Source organism: Paenibacillus sp. FSL H7-0442 (assembly GCF_038593105.1).
Taxonomy (GTDB): domain Bacteria; phylum Bacillota; class Bacilli; order Paenibacillales; family Paenibacillaceae; genus Paenibacillus; species Paenibacillus polymyxa_D.
On sequence record NZ_CP151963.1, the window covers coordinates 2029575 to 2045925 of the forward strand.

Annotated in this window: 17 protein-coding genes; 11 read left to right on the plus strand and 6 right to left on the minus strand. The window is 44.3% G+C overall.

Annotation, left to right across the window (positions count from 1 at the left end; all coding sequences use genetic code 11):
- Positions 1-48: 48 nt before the first annotated feature.
- Positions 49-1818, minus strand: a complete 1770-nt coding sequence (locus tag MHH57_RS09275; protein ID WP_029514770.1) for a methyl-accepting chemotaxis protein — start codon at positions 1816-1818, stop codon at positions 49-51.
- Positions 1819-2284: 466 nt separating this feature from the next.
- Here MHH57_RS09275 and MHH57_RS09280 point away from each other — a divergent pair, with 466 nt between their 5' ends.
- The 10 genes from MHH57_RS09280 to MHH57_RS09325 all read left to right on the plus strand — a co-directional run bounded on the left by MHH57_RS09280 (position 2285) and on the right by MHH57_RS09325 (position 10683).
- Positions 2285-2755, plus strand: coding sequence for a GNAT family N-acetyltransferase (locus MHH57_RS09280; RefSeq protein WP_029514769.1), 471 nt, complete (start codon positions 2285-2287; stop codon positions 2753-2755).
- Between the two features lie 60 nt (positions 2756-2815).
- Positions 2816-3484: a ribose-5-phosphate isomerase RpiA gene (gene rpiA / locus MHH57_RS09285; protein WP_029514768.1), complete on the plus strand. Its 669-nt coding sequence runs from the start codon at positions 2816-2818 to the stop codon at positions 3482-3484.
- Positions 3484-3933 carry a VanZ family protein gene (locus MHH57_RS09290; RefSeq protein WP_029514767.1) on the plus strand — a complete coding sequence of 150 codons (450 nt, stop codon included), beginning with the start codon at positions 3484-3486 and terminating at the stop codon, positions 3931-3933. Before rpiA ends, MHH57_RS09290 begins: the two co-directional genes overlap by 1 nt.
- Positions 3934-4132: 199 nt before the next feature.
- Entirely contained in the window at positions 4133-4594 is a 462-nt protein-coding gene (locus MHH57_RS09295) for a MarR family transcriptional regulator (RefSeq protein WP_029514766.1), read from the plus strand.
- Between the two features lie 192 nt (positions 4595-4786).
- The gene (locus MHH57_RS09300) at positions 4787-5851 is read left to right on the plus strand and encodes a cobalamin-dependent protein (protein WP_340955159.1); all 1065 of its coding nucleotides are present in this window, start codon (positions 4787-4789) and stop codon (positions 5849-5851) included.
- Between the two features lie 49 nt (positions 5852-5900).
- Positions 5901-7616, plus strand: a complete 1716-nt coding sequence (locus tag MHH57_RS09305; RefSeq protein ID WP_029514764.1) for an ATP-binding protein — start codon at positions 5901-5903, stop codon at positions 7614-7616.
- A gap of 57 nt (positions 7617-7673) precedes the next feature.
- Positions 7674-8927, plus strand: coding sequence for an MFS transporter (locus MHH57_RS09310; protein ID WP_029514763.1), 1254 nt, complete (start codon positions 7674-7676; stop codon positions 8925-8927).
- Positions 8928-8946: 19 nt separating this feature from the next.
- Positions 8947-9501 carry a nucleotidyltransferase family protein gene (locus MHH57_RS09315; RefSeq protein WP_029514762.1) on the plus strand — a complete coding sequence of 185 codons (555 nt, stop codon included), beginning with the start codon at positions 8947-8949 and terminating at the stop codon, positions 9499-9501.
- A gap of 43 nt (positions 9502-9544) precedes the next feature.
- Positions 9545-9967, plus strand: coding sequence for a GNAT family N-acetyltransferase (locus MHH57_RS09320; RefSeq protein WP_029514761.1), 423 nt, complete (start codon positions 9545-9547; stop codon positions 9965-9967).
- A 71-nt stretch (positions 9968-10038) separates the two neighbouring features.
- Entirely contained in the window at positions 10039-10683 is a 645-nt protein-coding gene (locus tag MHH57_RS09325) for a GDSL-type esterase/lipase family protein (RefSeq protein WP_039274815.1), read from the plus strand.
- A 102-nt stretch (positions 10684-10785) separates the two neighbouring features.
- On the opposite strand, the gene MHH57_RS09330 is transcribed toward MHH57_RS09325, so the two are convergent.
- From MHH57_RS09330 to MHH57_RS09345, 4 genes are all read right to left on the minus strand, one after another.
- A complete protein-coding gene (locus MHH57_RS09330; RefSeq protein ID WP_029514758.1) occupies positions 10786-11463 on the minus strand; it encodes a tetratricopeptide repeat protein in 678 nt (225 codons plus the stop codon).
- A 172-nt stretch (positions 11464-11635) separates the two neighbouring features.
- Positions 11636-12007, minus strand: a complete 372-nt coding sequence (locus tag MHH57_RS09335; RefSeq protein WP_029514757.1) for an iron chaperone — start codon at positions 12005-12007, stop codon at positions 11636-11638.
- A gap of 202 nt (positions 12008-12209) precedes the next feature.
- Complete coding sequence (locus MHH57_RS09340; protein WP_340885064.1) at positions 12210-12740, minus strand: GNAT family protein; 531 nt, start codon at positions 12738-12740, stop codon at positions 12210-12212.
- A 270-nt stretch (positions 12741-13010) separates the two neighbouring features.
- Positions 13011-14045: a stalk domain-containing protein gene (locus MHH57_RS09345; protein WP_318626687.1), complete on the minus strand. Its 1035-nt coding sequence runs from the start codon at positions 14043-14045 to the stop codon at positions 13011-13013.
- 253 nt (positions 14046-14298) lie between these two features.
- Between MHH57_RS09345 and MHH57_RS09350 the strand changes: the two genes are divergently transcribed.
- On the plus strand, positions 14299-15450 hold the full coding sequence (locus MHH57_RS09350; RefSeq protein WP_342435035.1) for an iron-containing alcohol dehydrogenase: 1152 nt from the start codon (positions 14299-14301) through the stop codon (positions 15448-15450).
- A 95-nt stretch (positions 15451-15545) separates the two neighbouring features.
- Here the strand turns inward: MHH57_RS09350 and MHH57_RS09355 are convergent, their stop codons facing one another.
- Positions 15546-16142 (minus strand): TetR/AcrR family transcriptional regulator C-terminal domain-containing protein, encoded by a 597-nt coding sequence (locus MHH57_RS09355; protein ID WP_029514753.1) that lies wholly within the window; start codon positions 16140-16142, stop codon positions 15546-15548.
- Positions 16143-16351 lie beyond the last annotated feature (209 nt).

The window sequence follows — 16351 nt, forward strand, 5'->3', positions numbered from 1 at the left end:
CGAATGAATGATTAACTATGAAATTAACTTTAAGTCGATAAATGGCTATTATGATTTGCTACGGTTGGTGTCTGCAATTTTGAAATAAGATGTAATTTCTTGAAGCTCTTCAGACATGGATGTCAATTTATGGGATGAATCAATAATCGAATCCAAAGAAGCTTTTTGTTCCTCCACCGTTTGCACAATGTGAACACTGTTATTGGCTGTTTTGGTTACAGTGGAAGAAAGATCGTCTGCTGTCGCTGTCATTTCCTGTGTACCCGCAGATATTTGCTCAGTAGCGCTGGATACTTCTTGGATTTGCCATGCTACATTTTTAGTTGCTTGAAGAATATCATTGAACAGCACGCCTGCTTGTCCAGCAACGACGATTCCGTTTTGAACTTCAACGTTTCCTTGCTCCATCGATTTCACAGCTTGTCCGATTTCATTTTGAATTTCTTCAATCAGTGATGTAATCTGTTTGGTTGCCTCCGCAGATTGTTCTGCCAGCTTACGTACTTCACTGGCAACGACGGCAAAGCCTTTACCTTCTTCACCAACGCGCGCAGCTTCAATAGAAGCGTTCAGAGCGAGCAGGTTGGTTTGACTGGAGATGCCTGAAATGGTACTGATGATATTGCCAATTTCCTGCGAACGACTGTCCAGCAACTTGATGATACGGGAAGTATTGGTTACTGTATCGGTAATCAAGTGCATTTGGGATGATACCTTACTTACAATCTCGTTGCCTTCGTTAGAGCGTTTCTCTACCGAATTGGCTTCTTCCGCAACATTGGAAGAACTCGTGGCAATATTTTGAATGACCGAAGCCATTTCAGCCATGGCACGTGCACTATCGCCTGTTGCTTTTTCCTGCGAACGGATATTCTCCGTGATTTCACTGATGTTTTGATTGATGATGTTGGAATTGATTCCGTTTTGTTCGCAGATTGCGAGTAATTCTTTGGCGGATTCATTGACTTCATCAGTTGTCTGCTTCACTTTAGTCATAATGCTGTTAATATGACTTACCATATCGTTGAAATTCTGATTTACGAGTCCCAAATCATCATGACCTGCATGAATTTGAACATCCAGATTTCCTCTGCTTACTTCGCTGATACCGTACATCAATTGCTTAATCGGGGACAGCGTACGTTTCACAACCCAATATTGAAGCGCCAGGCAGATCAGTAGGAAAATCACTAAAATGGTAGCGCCGCTAATGAGCAGCTTGGTCAATCCTGCAGGTACGGCACCGGCATCTGCATCGACTGCAAAATATGCAAAGATTTTGCCGCTTGGATCTTTAATCGGAGTCATCAAAGTCGTCCATGTACCAAAAGTATCATCGTAGAAGCTGGTGAATGTTGGTTTGCCACTGTCCAGCATACCGGTTACGCCTACTGCCACGACATTGGGTTGCTCATACATAGAGCCAACGAGCATCTTATCTTTTTCAAATGCTTCTCTGAGATCCGTTGGCATCGCCACAATAGATGTCAGATTGCCATTTTCGAGCTCCGTCCCGAAAATATAGGCATGAGAGATATTTGGATTCGTCGCCATGATGTTATCTAGGTACGCGCGGAGTTTGGTTTGAATGGGTCCATCATAATTTTTCTCTTGAACCGCTTGGGTTACTTCATCGGAATTAATGCCCTGGGCCCACTTCAATGTGATTTTTTCCACTTGCCCATGCAATTGGTCTATCAAAATCGTACGTTGGATCAAATAGCTGGACACAATAAGAACTAGCCCAATCAATACGATGTTGAAGAAGGATAATAATAGGTTTTTGGTGAAGAATGATAAGCTACTCCACTTTTTCAAAATGTTCCACTCCCTGGTTGTATTTTTTGTATATGGTGTTGAACCGCTTATCGAATGAGATAATCAAGTCCCCCTTACAAACAAAATAATCGAGATCATAGACCCTTGAATTTTATGTAATAGGTCTTAAGTCCTTTTACAGACAAGTATGATATCCCTATATATATGTCGTACGAAAAGCCCTTGAAATGAATACCTTACACAATAAAAAATTAATTTTAATAGGTAAACGCTGTCTGTGTTTCAGTATATTCCAATTTATACTTCAACTTGAGATTTGAATTCATTACAGTCCATAAGCAACTATTCAACAGAAACCATCATACTTTATAATAGAGTCAAATGCACTTATCAATTTGGGACATTTTTCATATTTAACGTTGTAAATGCTTGATTTATCGCGGTTTTTGTGAATTGTTTGCAAATGAGTCTTTATATCCATGCAAAGAGAAGAGGGATAAGAAGAATGTCCAAGCTTACGATTTTAAAGGTTGAGAGTAATCACGAGGATCTGCATAAGTTGATTCAAAGGCTGGATGAGGACTTGCTGGAAAGGTATCCTGCCGATGAAATTTACTTGGTTGATTTTTCCAATCCGAAAGTTAAAGAAATGTTTTTCGCTGTTGTGTATGTGGACGAAAAACCGGTGGCTTGTGGAGGGCTTAGGCCTATAGATGCGGAAGAAATGGAACTTAAAAGATTTTATGTCGATTCCTCTTATCGCAGACAAGGGATTGCGGTGAGCCTATTATCTTTTTTGGAAGAGGAAGCCAGCAAACGGGGAGTTGTAAGAATTAAACTGGAGACCGGAGCGGCTCAACCTGAAGCGATTGCTCTCTATACCAAGCGGGGATACGAACCTGTTGAACGATTTGGGGAGTATGAACACGATGAAAACAGCCTTTGTTATGGTAAAAAGCTGTCTCTATTAATATAAAGCGTTCTCTTATAAAATGGATGATGATCAATACTAGCCTATATAGCGGGAGAGATGATAATGAATTTAAAGCAAAAAGCGGCCGAAAAAGCAGTTGAGGCGATTCTGGACGGTATGAAAGTAGGACTTGGTACAGGCTCGACAGCCTTTTGGGCTATTCAAAAAATCGGTGAGCGTGTAGCGCAAGGATTACATATACAGGCTGTAGCTACATCCCAAGCCTCGGAGGATCAGGCCAGGGAGCTGGGAATTCCCATCATTCCGTTTGATCAGATTGGAAGGCTTGACGTTACCATCGACGGTGCAGATGAGGTGAATGAGCAGCTGGTGCTGGTGAAAGGTGGAGGCGGAGCCCTACTGAGAGAGAAAATTGTGGAAAGCAATAGCGACCGATTAATTATTATTGTCGATGAGTCCAAGGATGTGAAGGTGCTGGGTGCATTTCCTTTACCTGTTGAGGTCGTACCCTTTGCCAGTGAATGGACGTTGGAGGCCTTGCGGCAGACGGGCTGTAAAGCAGAGTGGCGTATGAAAGACGGCGAGCGCTACCTTACGGATAACGGTAATTATATTGCCGATTGTCGCTATGGTACGATTGAGAACCCGCAGGAGTTGGAAATCCGCTTGAACCAAATTCCGGGAGTAGTCGATAACGGACTGTTCATTAATATGGCGGACCAGGTGATTATCGCACGGGCCAATGGACAGATCGACGTCCGTAACAAGTAATGTCTAGGACCCGTCTGCTTCATCATGTGGCATTGGTGTTATTGATTTTATATACAGGACTTCTATTATATTGGATGTTTCTCGGTTTTGGTCGTACATTACGGCCAGGACCCCCGTATTCGTATAATATTGTGCCGTTTGATACGATCAGGCAATACTGGCGGGCAATGGAGTCGTTTCCTTTTCGGGTATGGGGTATTAATTTGCTCGGTAATATTGGCGTATTCATTCCCTTCGGTATCCTTGTGCCTATCATTTGGGTGTCCATGCGAAGTATAGGCAGTCTGTTGTTAACGATAGTGATCGCACTGGTCATTCTTGAGGTGTCCCAAATGCTGCTGGGCGCAGGTACAATGGATGTGGATGACATCATACTGAATGTTCTGGGAGTATTATGCGGCCGTATTGCCTACGTATTTTTACGTAAGAAGTTAGGGATTGCAATATAATCGTCCTGCTCTCTGGATCAGTGTGTTAAGACTGGCTGAGAGCGGGCTTTTTTTACATAATGAACTGTAATCTTCACATAATAGACGACAATTCCTCCATTTTTAGGCCGTAGGAGTAGGGGGAGGAACGCTTAAACTTGACAAAAGCGCACAATTAAGATATCTTTGAATAAAGATATGAGTAACGGAGGCTGTTAATATGTCTGTAAAACCAGATGATCAGGACCTAGCACTTAACTTGTTCGTTGTTCTGGCTCGTGCTTATAATTCGGTCACGTCTCGTACGAATCGGGACATTCATAGTCATGGATTAAATACAACAGAATTTGGTGTGCTTGATCTGCTGTATTATCGGGGGCCACAGCCTTTACAGAAAATTGGAGAAAAGGTACTAATCTCTAGTGGGAATATTACGTACGTGGTCGATAAACTTCAGAAGAAAAACTTGCTTACCCGTCGTGCTTCGCAAGATGATCGGCGTGTGATTTATGCAGAATTGACTGATGAGGGACGTCACTTCTTTGAGCAAATATTCCCGCAGCATCATCGTGTCATTATGGAGACCGTGGATGGCTTATCTGTGGAAGAGAAGGAGCAGGCTATTCATCTGTTAAAAAAGCTTGGACTAACGGCTGAGGGGCAGAAGAGTAACGGATCATAAATGGTGCATGTACAGGTTAAATCTGCTTTAGATAAAATACCGACTTTTCGGTATTTTATTTTTTTGCCGTATTATGGGGGAGTAGGGTTAATGTAGGGACGCAAATCAGGTATAATTGTCTAATAGTCACGTCCGGAACAAATCCCCAGTACCTGTTCCAAATACAAAACCTTGTCGGGGAAGGAGCTGTACATGAGTATACAGCAATATACCGCAGGTGAATCGCTATTGATGCAAGCAGGAGCTTTGGCTGAATTAGTTACCTATAAGCAATACGAATTACAGCCCGATCTTTTGCAGCGTTTTGGGGATAACGGTAAAATAAAGACAAAACAAGATTCCATATATAGTTTGAACTATTTGGCTGAAAGTGTAATCATGAACAGCCCTATTTTATTTACACAGTATGTTTCCTGGTTAAAAAAGCTTCTGGAGGGTTTCGGCATAACCCAAGAAGATTTGAGCATTAATTTCAGATTAATTCAGGAGACGTTGGTAAAGCACTTCGACCATACGGATAAAACCATGGTGCTGGAGCATCTGGATTTGGGGATACAGCAAATTGGAAAGAAAGAGGAGTATGCCTCTTTTATTACAGGTGATAATCCCTATGCTACTGACGTGGCTCAGTATTTGGAGTATTTACTCTCAGGTAATCGCAGACAGGCTTTGGATTGGATCGTTCGCTTGCTGGATGAGGGTATCTCTATTCAACATACTTATAAATATATTTTTCAAATTTCGCAATATGAAATAGGCCGTCTATGGCATGAAGGCAAAATCACCGTCGGTCAAGAGCATTTTTGCACTGCCGTGACTCAATTTATTATTTCCAGCCTGTACCCTAGATGGATGGGGAGTGGAAGTGAGGAACGCTGCCTAGTGGCGGCGTGTGTAGGCAGCGAGCAGCATGAAATTGGAGTGCGCATGCTGGCTGATATATTTGAAATGGATGGTTGGGATACGTATTATTTAGGCGCCAATGTACCTAACCGGAGTCTGCTTCAGGCCATTGTGAGTTACAAGGCGGATGTAGTAGCTATCTCAGCTACCATGGCTTACCATGTACATCTAGTGAAAGAGTTGATTGCTCTCATTCGGCAAGACCCAACGACTAGCCATGTGAAAATTATGGTCGGAGGCTTGCCTTTTAATCTCGATTCCCTCTTGTGGCAAGAAGTAGGGGCGGACGGATACGCACCAGGTGCGGAAGAAGCGCTGGAGGTTGCGGGTGACTTACTTTCGCTCAGGAAATAAGGTTGGTTTTGTGAACCTGTAAGTCATTTTGTAAAGGGGGCCTTTTAATATGAAGGAACCGACAGCAGAAATGGCTGTTCTGCGGAAAACGGTCGAACAATTAACGGATGAGATAGTGAAAAGCAAGGCTGAGGAAGAAAAGCTGCTGAATGAATTTTCAGCGATGAACAACGAGCTGGTTAATCTGCAGCGTCAGCTTGCCAAAAGCAATGCGGAATTATCACGGACGAAGGAAGAAGCGGTACGGGCTAATGACCTAAAGAGCACTTTTCTGGCTGTGGTTAGTCATGAATTCAGAACGCCAATGAACGGAATACTTGGAATGATCGAAATGTTAGGTTCATCCAAACTTTCCCCGGATCAACGGCAGGCCATCGGTGTGATACGTGAGTCAGCCTCCCTGTTATTGAACATGATTAATAATCTGCTTGATATATCCAAAGTGGAAGCAGGACAGATGGAACTGGAGATCGGAAACGTCAGAGTTCAGGCGATTATGAGCCATGTTGCTCAGTTGTTGGAGCCGCAAATCTATCAGATGGGTAACCGGTTGAGTATAGAGACCGATACCGGTGTGGCAGAGCATCTGGAGGGAGATTCGGCAAGGATCATGCAGATCTTGCTCAATCTGTTGAACAATGCGAATAAATTTACGAGTGAAGGATTGCTCATCATTCGAACAAAATTAGTGGAGGAAACAAAAGACTCCCAACGTGTTCGGTTTGAGGTGCAGGATTCGGGTATTGGGATTTCACCGGAGGATCAGAATAAGCTGTTTCAGCCTTATGTACAAGCCGGTGAAGGCAGCGCCTCCCAATATGGAGGAACGGGTCTAGGGCTATGGATATGCAGTTCATTTGTGGAACTCATGCAGGGAGAAATTGGGGTCGTCAGTACAGAAGGCCAAGGCTCCACGTTCTGGTTTGAAATTCCCCTCATGAAAGGATTGGAGCAGGCAGGCGAAATGGAGAAGCGTGAAAATGGTGATTTAAAGGTATTTAGCGAGTTGCTGCGTGAGCATAGTCATTCTCTAACTATTTTGGTGGCTGAGGATAATCGGGTAAATCGTCAGGTGGTGCAATTACAGCTTAACCATTTGGGATTCCAGCATATTGATTTTGCTGAGGATGGACAAGCTGCTGTAAAAGCGGCCTCCGAACGATCCTACGCTTGTATTCTAATGGATCATTACATGCCTCTGCTAAATGGTCATGATGCGGCAAAAGCGATCCGCCAGCGGGAAGCAGAAAACCAGCAACCACCTGTACCGATCATTTCTTTGACCGGGAATGTGTCTGAGGAGGATCAGGCACGGGGCCGGGAGGTTGGAGTGAACGATTACTTGATAAAGCCAGTAACGATTGAAAAGCTCTCTGAAAAGCTTGTCAAATGGCTTCCAAAGCCGGAAACCGAGCCGATTTTGGATAAGGAAGTTATACGTGAAATTATGCTGCTGGACGAGGATGGCAGCACGGCACTACTGGAGTCATTGGTCGAAATGTATACAAGTGATACACCTGCTAAAATCAATAAGTTAAGAGAACTGGCTGCTGTGGGCGAAGTCACAAAAGTAGTAGAGGCTGCTCATGAGTTGAAATCAGGCAGCGTGAGTCTGGGTGTCGGGCGTTTGTCCTCGTTGCTGTCGGATATTGAACAGCTTGCACGGGAGAACCGACTCGAGAATGCGAAAGCGAAGTTGTCTGCGCTCCAATCTGTCTATCAAGCAACGTGTTTAGAACTGGAACGCTATATTCACCAGTGCTAGACCGTTTTCCCCCCCCTTATTAGACTTGCACGCGGAAGGAGAACGTAAGAGGCATATATGAAAGAACAGTTGCGTTCCATTCACCCGCTGGCCTGGACGATTATTGTCGGTACTATTTTCGGGCGGATGGCGACATCCATGAGTATCCCGTTTTTGTCAATTTACCTTACCACCCGTTTAGGAGTGTCCCCCTTTCATACGGGGGTGATCGTGTCGGTAAGCTCGTTGGTCGGCATTTTTGCCAGCTTTTACGGTGGATATATTTCAGATCGAATCGGACGGCGTAAGGTGATGTTGGTGTCCATTGCGAGCTGGGCGCTTGTATTCGTTGCTTTTGCGTTGGCGGAAGCGGCCTGGGCCTTTTTTGTCATTAATGCTCTAAATGGACTGTGCAGGTCCTTGTTCGAGCCAACCTCGCGGGCGCTGTTATCAGATGTAACCCCCAAGGAGAAAAGACTGCTTATCTATAATATGAGATATGCGGCCATTAATGTTGGGGTAGTGGCAGGGCCGTTGCTTGGTTTGATGTTAGGATCTGCATCCAATGGTACGCCGTTCATGGTAGCTGCTGGTGTGTACGCACTATACGGAGTACTGTTGTTGATCCAATTTGCCCGTTATGCATCGGATCTGCATATAGGTACAACGGCGAGAGAGGCTCCACTGCGAATGGCTGAGGCATTCCGTACAGCCAGCCGTGATCCGGTGTTTATGCCGATTTTGCTGGGAACGGTATTTTGTGTGATGGGCTATGCGCATTCCAATTCCACAATGCCTCAATTCTTGTCCTTATCCTTCGCGGAAGGAACTCGATGGTTTACATATATGCTGACGGTCAACGCGGTTTGTGTATTGGCATTTCAATATCCGCTGGTGCGGCTGGCAAGCCGATTTTCCCCGGTGAATTCTCTGATTGCAGGGAATATATGTATTGCGGTCAGCCTGTTGCTGTGCGGTATGCTAAACTCAGGCTGGATGTTTATACTGGATATGGTGCTATTTACGGTTGGTGAAGTGTTATTGTTCACGATGCTGGACGTATTGATTGACCAAATTGCAGATGCTCAATATAAAGGGACCTACTTCGGTACAATCGGATTTAATAATTTGGGAAGCGTGCTGGCTCCTTTATTTGGTGGCTGGTTGCTGGATATCTATGGTCAAACGGCGCCGCTTGTTGTTTTTGTTCCGGTTGCCCTGTCGGTTGTGATTGGTATTCCGTTCCTTCTGGTCGCACGCCGCCGCCTGGTGCAGCGTACAGCACGGATCGCGGCTCAAGGAGGAGAATCGGTGCAGCAACTGTCATCATAAAAAGGGAGTTGAGTGCAGGATGAAGGCGGAAGAAGATGTGCTACGAGTCATACAATATATGAATGATCCGCAGGTACTGGAAGACTTGCGCTATGTGCGAGAGCTGAAGTTGCCGCAAGGATGTATTGCCGCAGGCTATGTACGTAACCGCGTTTGGGATAAGCTCCATGGCTATACAACGGCTACACCTTTAAACGATATAGATGTTATCTATTTTGACCCGAAAAACACGCTAGAGGAACGAGATGAGTATCTAGAGTTGTCCTTGAACCGTAAGCAGGCCGGACGTAACTGGTCTGTCAAAAATCAGGCTCGGATGCATTTTCGCAACGGGGAGGCTCCTTATTCCTCGGTAGAGGATGCGATGAGCCGCTGGCCAGAGACGGCAACGGCGGTGGCGGTTAGATTGAATGACAAGGATCAAATAGAGGTTATTTGTCCGCATGGATTGGAAGATCTGCTGGATATGCGGGTACGGCAAAGCCCTTTGTTTCGTCACACAACGGCTTTTCGGCAGCGTGTATTTGAGAAGCAATGGCTTGATAACTGGCCGTTGCTTATTATGGAGAATTAGAGTGAAATCCTAATTTTAGGATATTAAGGAGAGACGACAAACAATGTTTAAAAATATAAAAATAGATTCAGATCGTGAGGAAGTTCTGGAGCTGTTAACCTACGCCGTGCTGGATCATCCTGAACGCGGAGAAACAGCTTTACGTACCTATCAAGGCTCGGATGACTGGAAGCTGTTCGGTGTAGAAGATGAAGGACTTATTGTAGGTATTGTCGGCTTTGAGGACCAGGAGGATGGAACAACTGTAATTCGCCATCTGGCCGTGTTGCCTGAAAACCGTCATAGAGGATATGCCAGAGGTATGCTACTTACGCTCATTCAGGAGCGTAATCCAAAACGGCTTACTGTGGACACGGATGCGGAGGGGGCAGATTTTTTCCGCAAAGTGGGCTTTGCCGTGTATGGATCAGAGGATTTGCCGGATGGTGGGCAATTCCATTGTGTATATGAAATAGACGAAGAATAAGCGAATCTCCGGGTCCCGCGTCCCTCTTTCTACATAAGATATGTTATGCAGAAAGAGGGAGGTGGGTTTCATTGGCGTACCACTACACAGCGATTGGAGATTCTTTAACAACAGGTGCAGGGACGTTGCTGAGCGGCGGATTTGTACCTATCTATCGGCGAATGGCAGAAAGACATCTGCGTACGCCAGTCAGTTACGAGAATCTGGGAATTAACGGGCTGACATCGCAGGAGTTGCTGTCCATGGTCCGCAACAATCCACTTTTTCGGTCGGCGATCAGCCGGGCTGAACTTATAACGGTAACGATCGGCGGGAATGATCTGCGCCCATACATCAGCGCCCTTGCTGGAGGGTCCGGCTTGTCGGGTTCTTCCATTCCACAAGCGTTGAATCACACAAAAGAACATGTACGCCAAATTGTACATGCCCTGTATCAGATAAAGTCCGGTCAGCGTGAGCCATTTATCATTCGAATGGTGGGATTATATAATCCTTTTCCAGAAGTAAGGGAGGCGGGAGTATATGTGCGTCAGTACAACTCGTTTCTCTATACATTAGGCGGACCGAATTACCGGGTGGCGAATATTTATCCCGCATTTGAGGGCTATGAACGGGCACTACTTTCGTTAGACCGGGTGCATCCGAACAGTCGTGGTTATCGCGTGATTGCGGAAGAGTTGAATCGGCTTGGTTATGCGCCATTAAGGCGAGCGTGAGAGGATGCTTTGGATCAGACAAAGTATATTAAAGAAAGAGGTTCATGATGACAGTAGAAACTGACCATTATGAACCTCTTTGTTTGCGTTAGTAGGCGCTGTTTAGCCGATTGATTTACGAAATAAGCTACGCGCAGCCCACTTGCGCTCACTTCGTTTGCGGTATTTGGGTAGAGAGCGATAGACGGCAATGGACTGGTTAAAGGCTATAGTGGCTTCATCCTTGCGTCCCAGCATACGGTACATCAAGCCTGTCAGATAATAACCCTCGCTGGAAGAAGACTGAATCTCCTGAAATTGCTGCAGATAATGAAGCGACTTATTGACGTCACGTTCCTTGAAAGCAGCGGCTAAATGCAAATAAGGCTCACCGTACTGTACCCGCGGGTTAATATCCAGTGCTTTTAGTAAATGTTGTTCTCCATCCTCCAGATGGTTTGTATGTACTTCAGCCGTTCCCCGTGCGTTCCAATAGTCTGCTGAGTCTTCATAACGGGATTGAATTTCCAATAAGAGCTCCAAAGCCTGCGGATATTTCTTGCTTTCGATCCAGATACGAGCCAAATCGAACCTAGCAGCCACATCGTTGGTGTTTAGCGCAATCTGTTGGCGCAATCGAGCGGCATTGCGTCTTCTTTTCCATGGTTTGCTGATGCTGGGCAATACACCGACAAAGCTACGATCCAATATATAGATCACGATTAAGAGTACGAGCAGTGCCAGAAACGGGTTGCCGAGCAAACTCCATAGTAGAGAGAAAATTAAAAATTTCCCAATCATTTTTCTCCAATCCTCCTGTGCATGTAACAATCCATACTTTCCACATTATAGCATAAAGCCGCTTTAAGGGGCATTAGCCTGATGAGATTTCGAAGGATGGTAGAGGGGGTGAGAAGAAAAACACTTATTTGTGATGCTCGGTGTATAGTTTTACGAGAAAAGGAACCTTTTTTTATTCCCGCCAAAAGGTTGAACAGTCTGCCTTATCCAAAATATTAAACTCGATCATTTTCTCAAGTAATGAGAAATCAACTGGACTATCCCACTGGATACGTACCAACTGCTTGGTGTGATCATAGCCAGCCTGCACAATTAACTCAGAAAAATGATTAATCCCTGCCTTTTCAGGGGCAACGGCCAAATGATGTTTGGCTACGCTAAAGCCAATAATAAATGTGCTGTGATCCGTAAACATAGGCTGATTCCACGCAATTTTTGGCATTAAATTTGGAAATTTCTTGGTTACCCAAGCCAATACTTCTTGCGTTCGAGCCCGATGTTGGGGGTTATCAATATGCGCTAAATATTCTGCAAAAGCTTCCATGTTGTTCCCTCCTTAATTAAAAATTGTATCGTTCAGAGAAGTTCCTCGAACCTATTTGTCGTTAAAACTCCTCATAGAATGGCTCAGACACGTTCTTAACAACACCTATTTCCAACGATATATATTTTCAAACTAGATAGTCAAAATGGTTTACTATCAATTTATCGCAGCAACATGCTTCCCAAGATGTAAACAATACCTTTTATGTCCTGTTATATTCCTCAGAAAGAATAGAGTACAAATATGAATCGTGAAATTCGCCTTTGTAGTACCAGTGTTCTCGCATTATACCTTCACGTTGCATTCCGATCTGTTGCATAATCTTCTCAGAAGCCTTATTTTCTGGACGACATGTTGCATAAATACGATGGACATCAAGTGTGCTAAATCCAAAGCCTAGCAGGGCTCGTGCCGCTTCTGTTGCATAACCCTTTCCTTGATAATCTGGGTTTAGAATATAGCCCATTTCTGCATTAGTATCTTTGACATGAATACCAACACCGCCGATCAGGATTCCAGTGTTTTTCAGACATATGGCTAGTTCGTAGTCTTGTCGTGGCTTTTCCTGCTGTGAGGCTAGAACTTGTTCTATATATGCCTTTGTATCTTCTTCTGTATTGGGTCCCCATGCTGTGTGCCTAGTAACTTCAGGCAATGACGTGTAGGTATGTATACTTCCCCAATCGGATGTACAAATATCACGAATGATGAGCCGTTTTGTCTCAAATTGCATAACGATTCCTCCTGTCTATAATTAGCATACATATTCGTGTTTTCTGCACATTCTATTAATCCTATTTAAGCAGATCTGATGGGGAAGATCCAAGATTTTGAGAGAAAGTGCTAGAGAAGAGGATCGAATTACGTGTTGAACAATGGGAACGAATCAATACCTTTTGCCACCTGAACGCAAACCGCAAGGGAGGCGTCCGGCAAAAATGCAAACAGAAAATATTGAATGTGGTACTGGAATAGCCCGCTATTATTAGCCATCCAGTTTGTCTTAAAACAGCCTGCGGGCTGTTACGAAACGATTCTGCCATTTACCATCAAGCGTGTCAAAATGAACGCCACGTTCTTTGGAGAATGTATGCAACAATTTGTTGTTCCCTGCATAGATCGCCACATGGCCGATCTCCAGGTCGCGTGCGCTGAAGAACAGCAGGTCGCCTTTACGTAGCTCGTTTAGCCCGACCTTCTGGCCTTCTTTAGCCTGATCGTAAGAGACACGGGGGAGGTCGATGGAGAGCGTATGTCGGAACACTTCCCCCACAAAAGAAGAACAATCAAAGGTCGATGTCTGGCCGCTTGCTGCGCCGAATTCATAAGGAGTACCAAGGAATTTCTCTCCGTAGGCGATGAGTTCATCTCCCTGCCGTTCCACCAGGGATGAGCTGGTATAATCGCTGTATTTGGGTTTAGCCGATATGTATCCGGTCAGGTTGTCTTTAGTGCGCACTTCCAACCAGAGGGCATTGATCTCACGGATGACATGAACCTTTTCGTTGGCTGGAATAAGCCGCAGGGAAGGGGAAGCTCCCGACGAATCCGGTTTGCTGCGCAGGTTGACTCCCGAAAGAACCGTTGTAAAAAAATCGTTACTGGAGACAATCCGAATCGCTCGGGTCAGGGCATCCCACTTCACTGTGCTCCCAAGTGCCTCGCTCACAAAACGTAGTGGAATCATTGTGTTGCCCTCAACAATTTGTCCAGGAACATTCAGGGACAGCGTTTTGCCGTTTAAGGTGGCAGCAAGTTCCCCCATACGGTAGGTCAGCACCGCTTCATTTTTGGTAGCTGTTACGGTTTTGCTGGATGCGTTCCAGGAAAGCTCGGCTCCTTGTGCCTCAAACAACTGGCGCATCGGGACGAGCGCTGTTCCTTCTAGCAGCAGCGGCTGGGCAGCAAGCTGAAGTGGGCGGTCATCTACATAAACGGTCGTCACCGGAGTCAGCGGTACCGACTTCGCATACGACGGGTTTGCTTGGAGCAGTGATACTGCTAGCAGAGCTAGCAATGCTTTCTTGTTGATTGTCATGCTGTCATCACCTCATTGTGAATATGTTCATCTAAGTTGTACGAGGCTTCCTCCGATTAGTTGTGTACCAAATATTGGACTGATTCGAAAAACGTAAACAAACAAAAATAAAACCAATAAATATCTGTGTTTAATTGTTGACACCAAAATAAAATAAAGATAACATTATACATGTGAAATATTTCACTTTTGAGAAATACCCTTATATTTAGCGAGGCAACAAGAAGTGAATCCTTTAGGAGGCCGATTTTATATGAGCGCACATGTATTTTTTGTACCATCTATCAATCTTATGGGAACAGGCTGTTTGCAAGAAGTTGGGCCGTATATAAAAGAACTGAATTTAAACAAAGCTCTAGTCGTGACGGATAAATTTTTGATGAAGAGTGGTATTGCAGGCAAGGTTACATCTTTGCTGGATGATATTGGATTGAACTATGCGGTATACGATGAAGTAAAACCAAATCCGACCTGTAAAAATGTACATGATGGTGTTCAGTTTCTGCAAGAAAATGAATGTGACTTTTTAATTTCGATTGGCGGAGGATCACCACAGGATACGGCTAAGGGAATCGGCATTATTGCCACCAATAGGGGACATATAACCGAGTATGAGGGCGTTCATAAATCCAAGCATAAATCGCTTCCTATTGTCGCCATTAATACCACAGCAGGAACATCTGCTGAAATCACGATCAATTATGTCATTACGGACGAAGAGCGCAAGGTCAAGATGGTTATGGTTGATAAGAATAGTGTAGCTACGATTTCAGTAAATGATCCTGAACTGATGGTAGATAAACCCGCCGCATTAACGGCAGCTACAGGGCTAGATGCTTTGACCCATGCCATTGAAGCTTTGGTTACGCCAGGTGCTTATCCTGTAACGGATGCAACTGCCTTGGCAGCAGTAGAAATTATTTTTAAACATTTAGCTCGTACAGTGAGAAACGGTCATGATATAGAAGCGCGTGAGCAAATGGTATACGCTATTTTCTTGGGAGGACTTGCATTTAATAATGCCGGATTGGGTTACGTTCATGCGATGGCGCATCAGCTTGGCGGCGTTTACGATTTGCCTCATGGTGTTTGTAATGCCATGCTGCTGCCAATCGTGGAGGAGGAGAATGCCAAGCATGTACCGGAGAAGTTTCGTGCCATCGCTGAAGCCATCGGTTTTGAAGATAAGGGGAAAACGGATAAGGAATGCGCAGACTATGTAATCCAAAGAATCAAAGACCTGTCGAAGGAAGTAGGGATTCCTTCCAAACTTTCTGAACTAGGTGTAAATGAAGTGGATTTGGATCTGCTTGCCGAGAACTCAATGAAGGATGCTTGCGCTCCGGGCAATCCGTTTATACCTAGCAAAGAACAAGTTATCGAGATGTTTAAGAAAATTCTTTAAATAAAAGAGGCAATTATTTTACTAAATACTATAAGGGCTGTCCCAGGAACTGATCGAAGTATACTGGGAACGGCCCTTTTTATTCGCATTTTCTACTAAGAGATTTGTGAGACTAGAGATAAGACAACCCCATTGAAGATTAAAGGCACAGCTCTTTCGGCTAAATCTGTAGGAGACTCTTTTTTTCCTTCCACATTCCAGCGAAAGGTTACACCATAAATGGACCAGCTTAAAATGGTCGCGGCAAGTTCTAACGTTCTTTGGTCTGTATTATTGGCTTCTCTTGTTATGAGTTGAAGTATGAATTGCTGTAATTGATTCTTAATATGTTCTTCCAGGATCGGTGCCACTGAATTATATTTATGAACGCATTGGTTACTTGAGTCGTGATAGTCACATAACGAAAGAATAAGTTTCTGAATGATCTCCTCCGACAAACGTGCCTCAGCATCAATCCTCTTGATAACATACTCCAAAAATGCATCTGACAAAAGGGTTTCAAGCAGTGCATATTTATCTTGAAAATGTGCATAGAACGTGGCGCGGTTAATGGTGGCTTTTTGGGTAATGTCATTGATCGTAATCGTGTAGAAGTCTTTCTTATTTAATTGGTCAACGAATGCGTCGAGAATTAATCTACGTGTTCGAATGACGCGAGGATCGTTTGGGTTGGGTGAAGTTACACCAGGCATCCTAAAGACACTCCTTTCAGGTAAATCAAATGATTCCCCCATTATAAACATGTGTTGTTTTGTCAACAAGTGAATTTAGATATACAACAATTTCATAACCCTTTTGGTTAAGCAACAGAATGAACATTTTGTCGGTTGAATGATAAATTAAACATTGCTAACATTTCACTTGCACCCCGTTTGATGATGCACGAGCCTTATATATAATC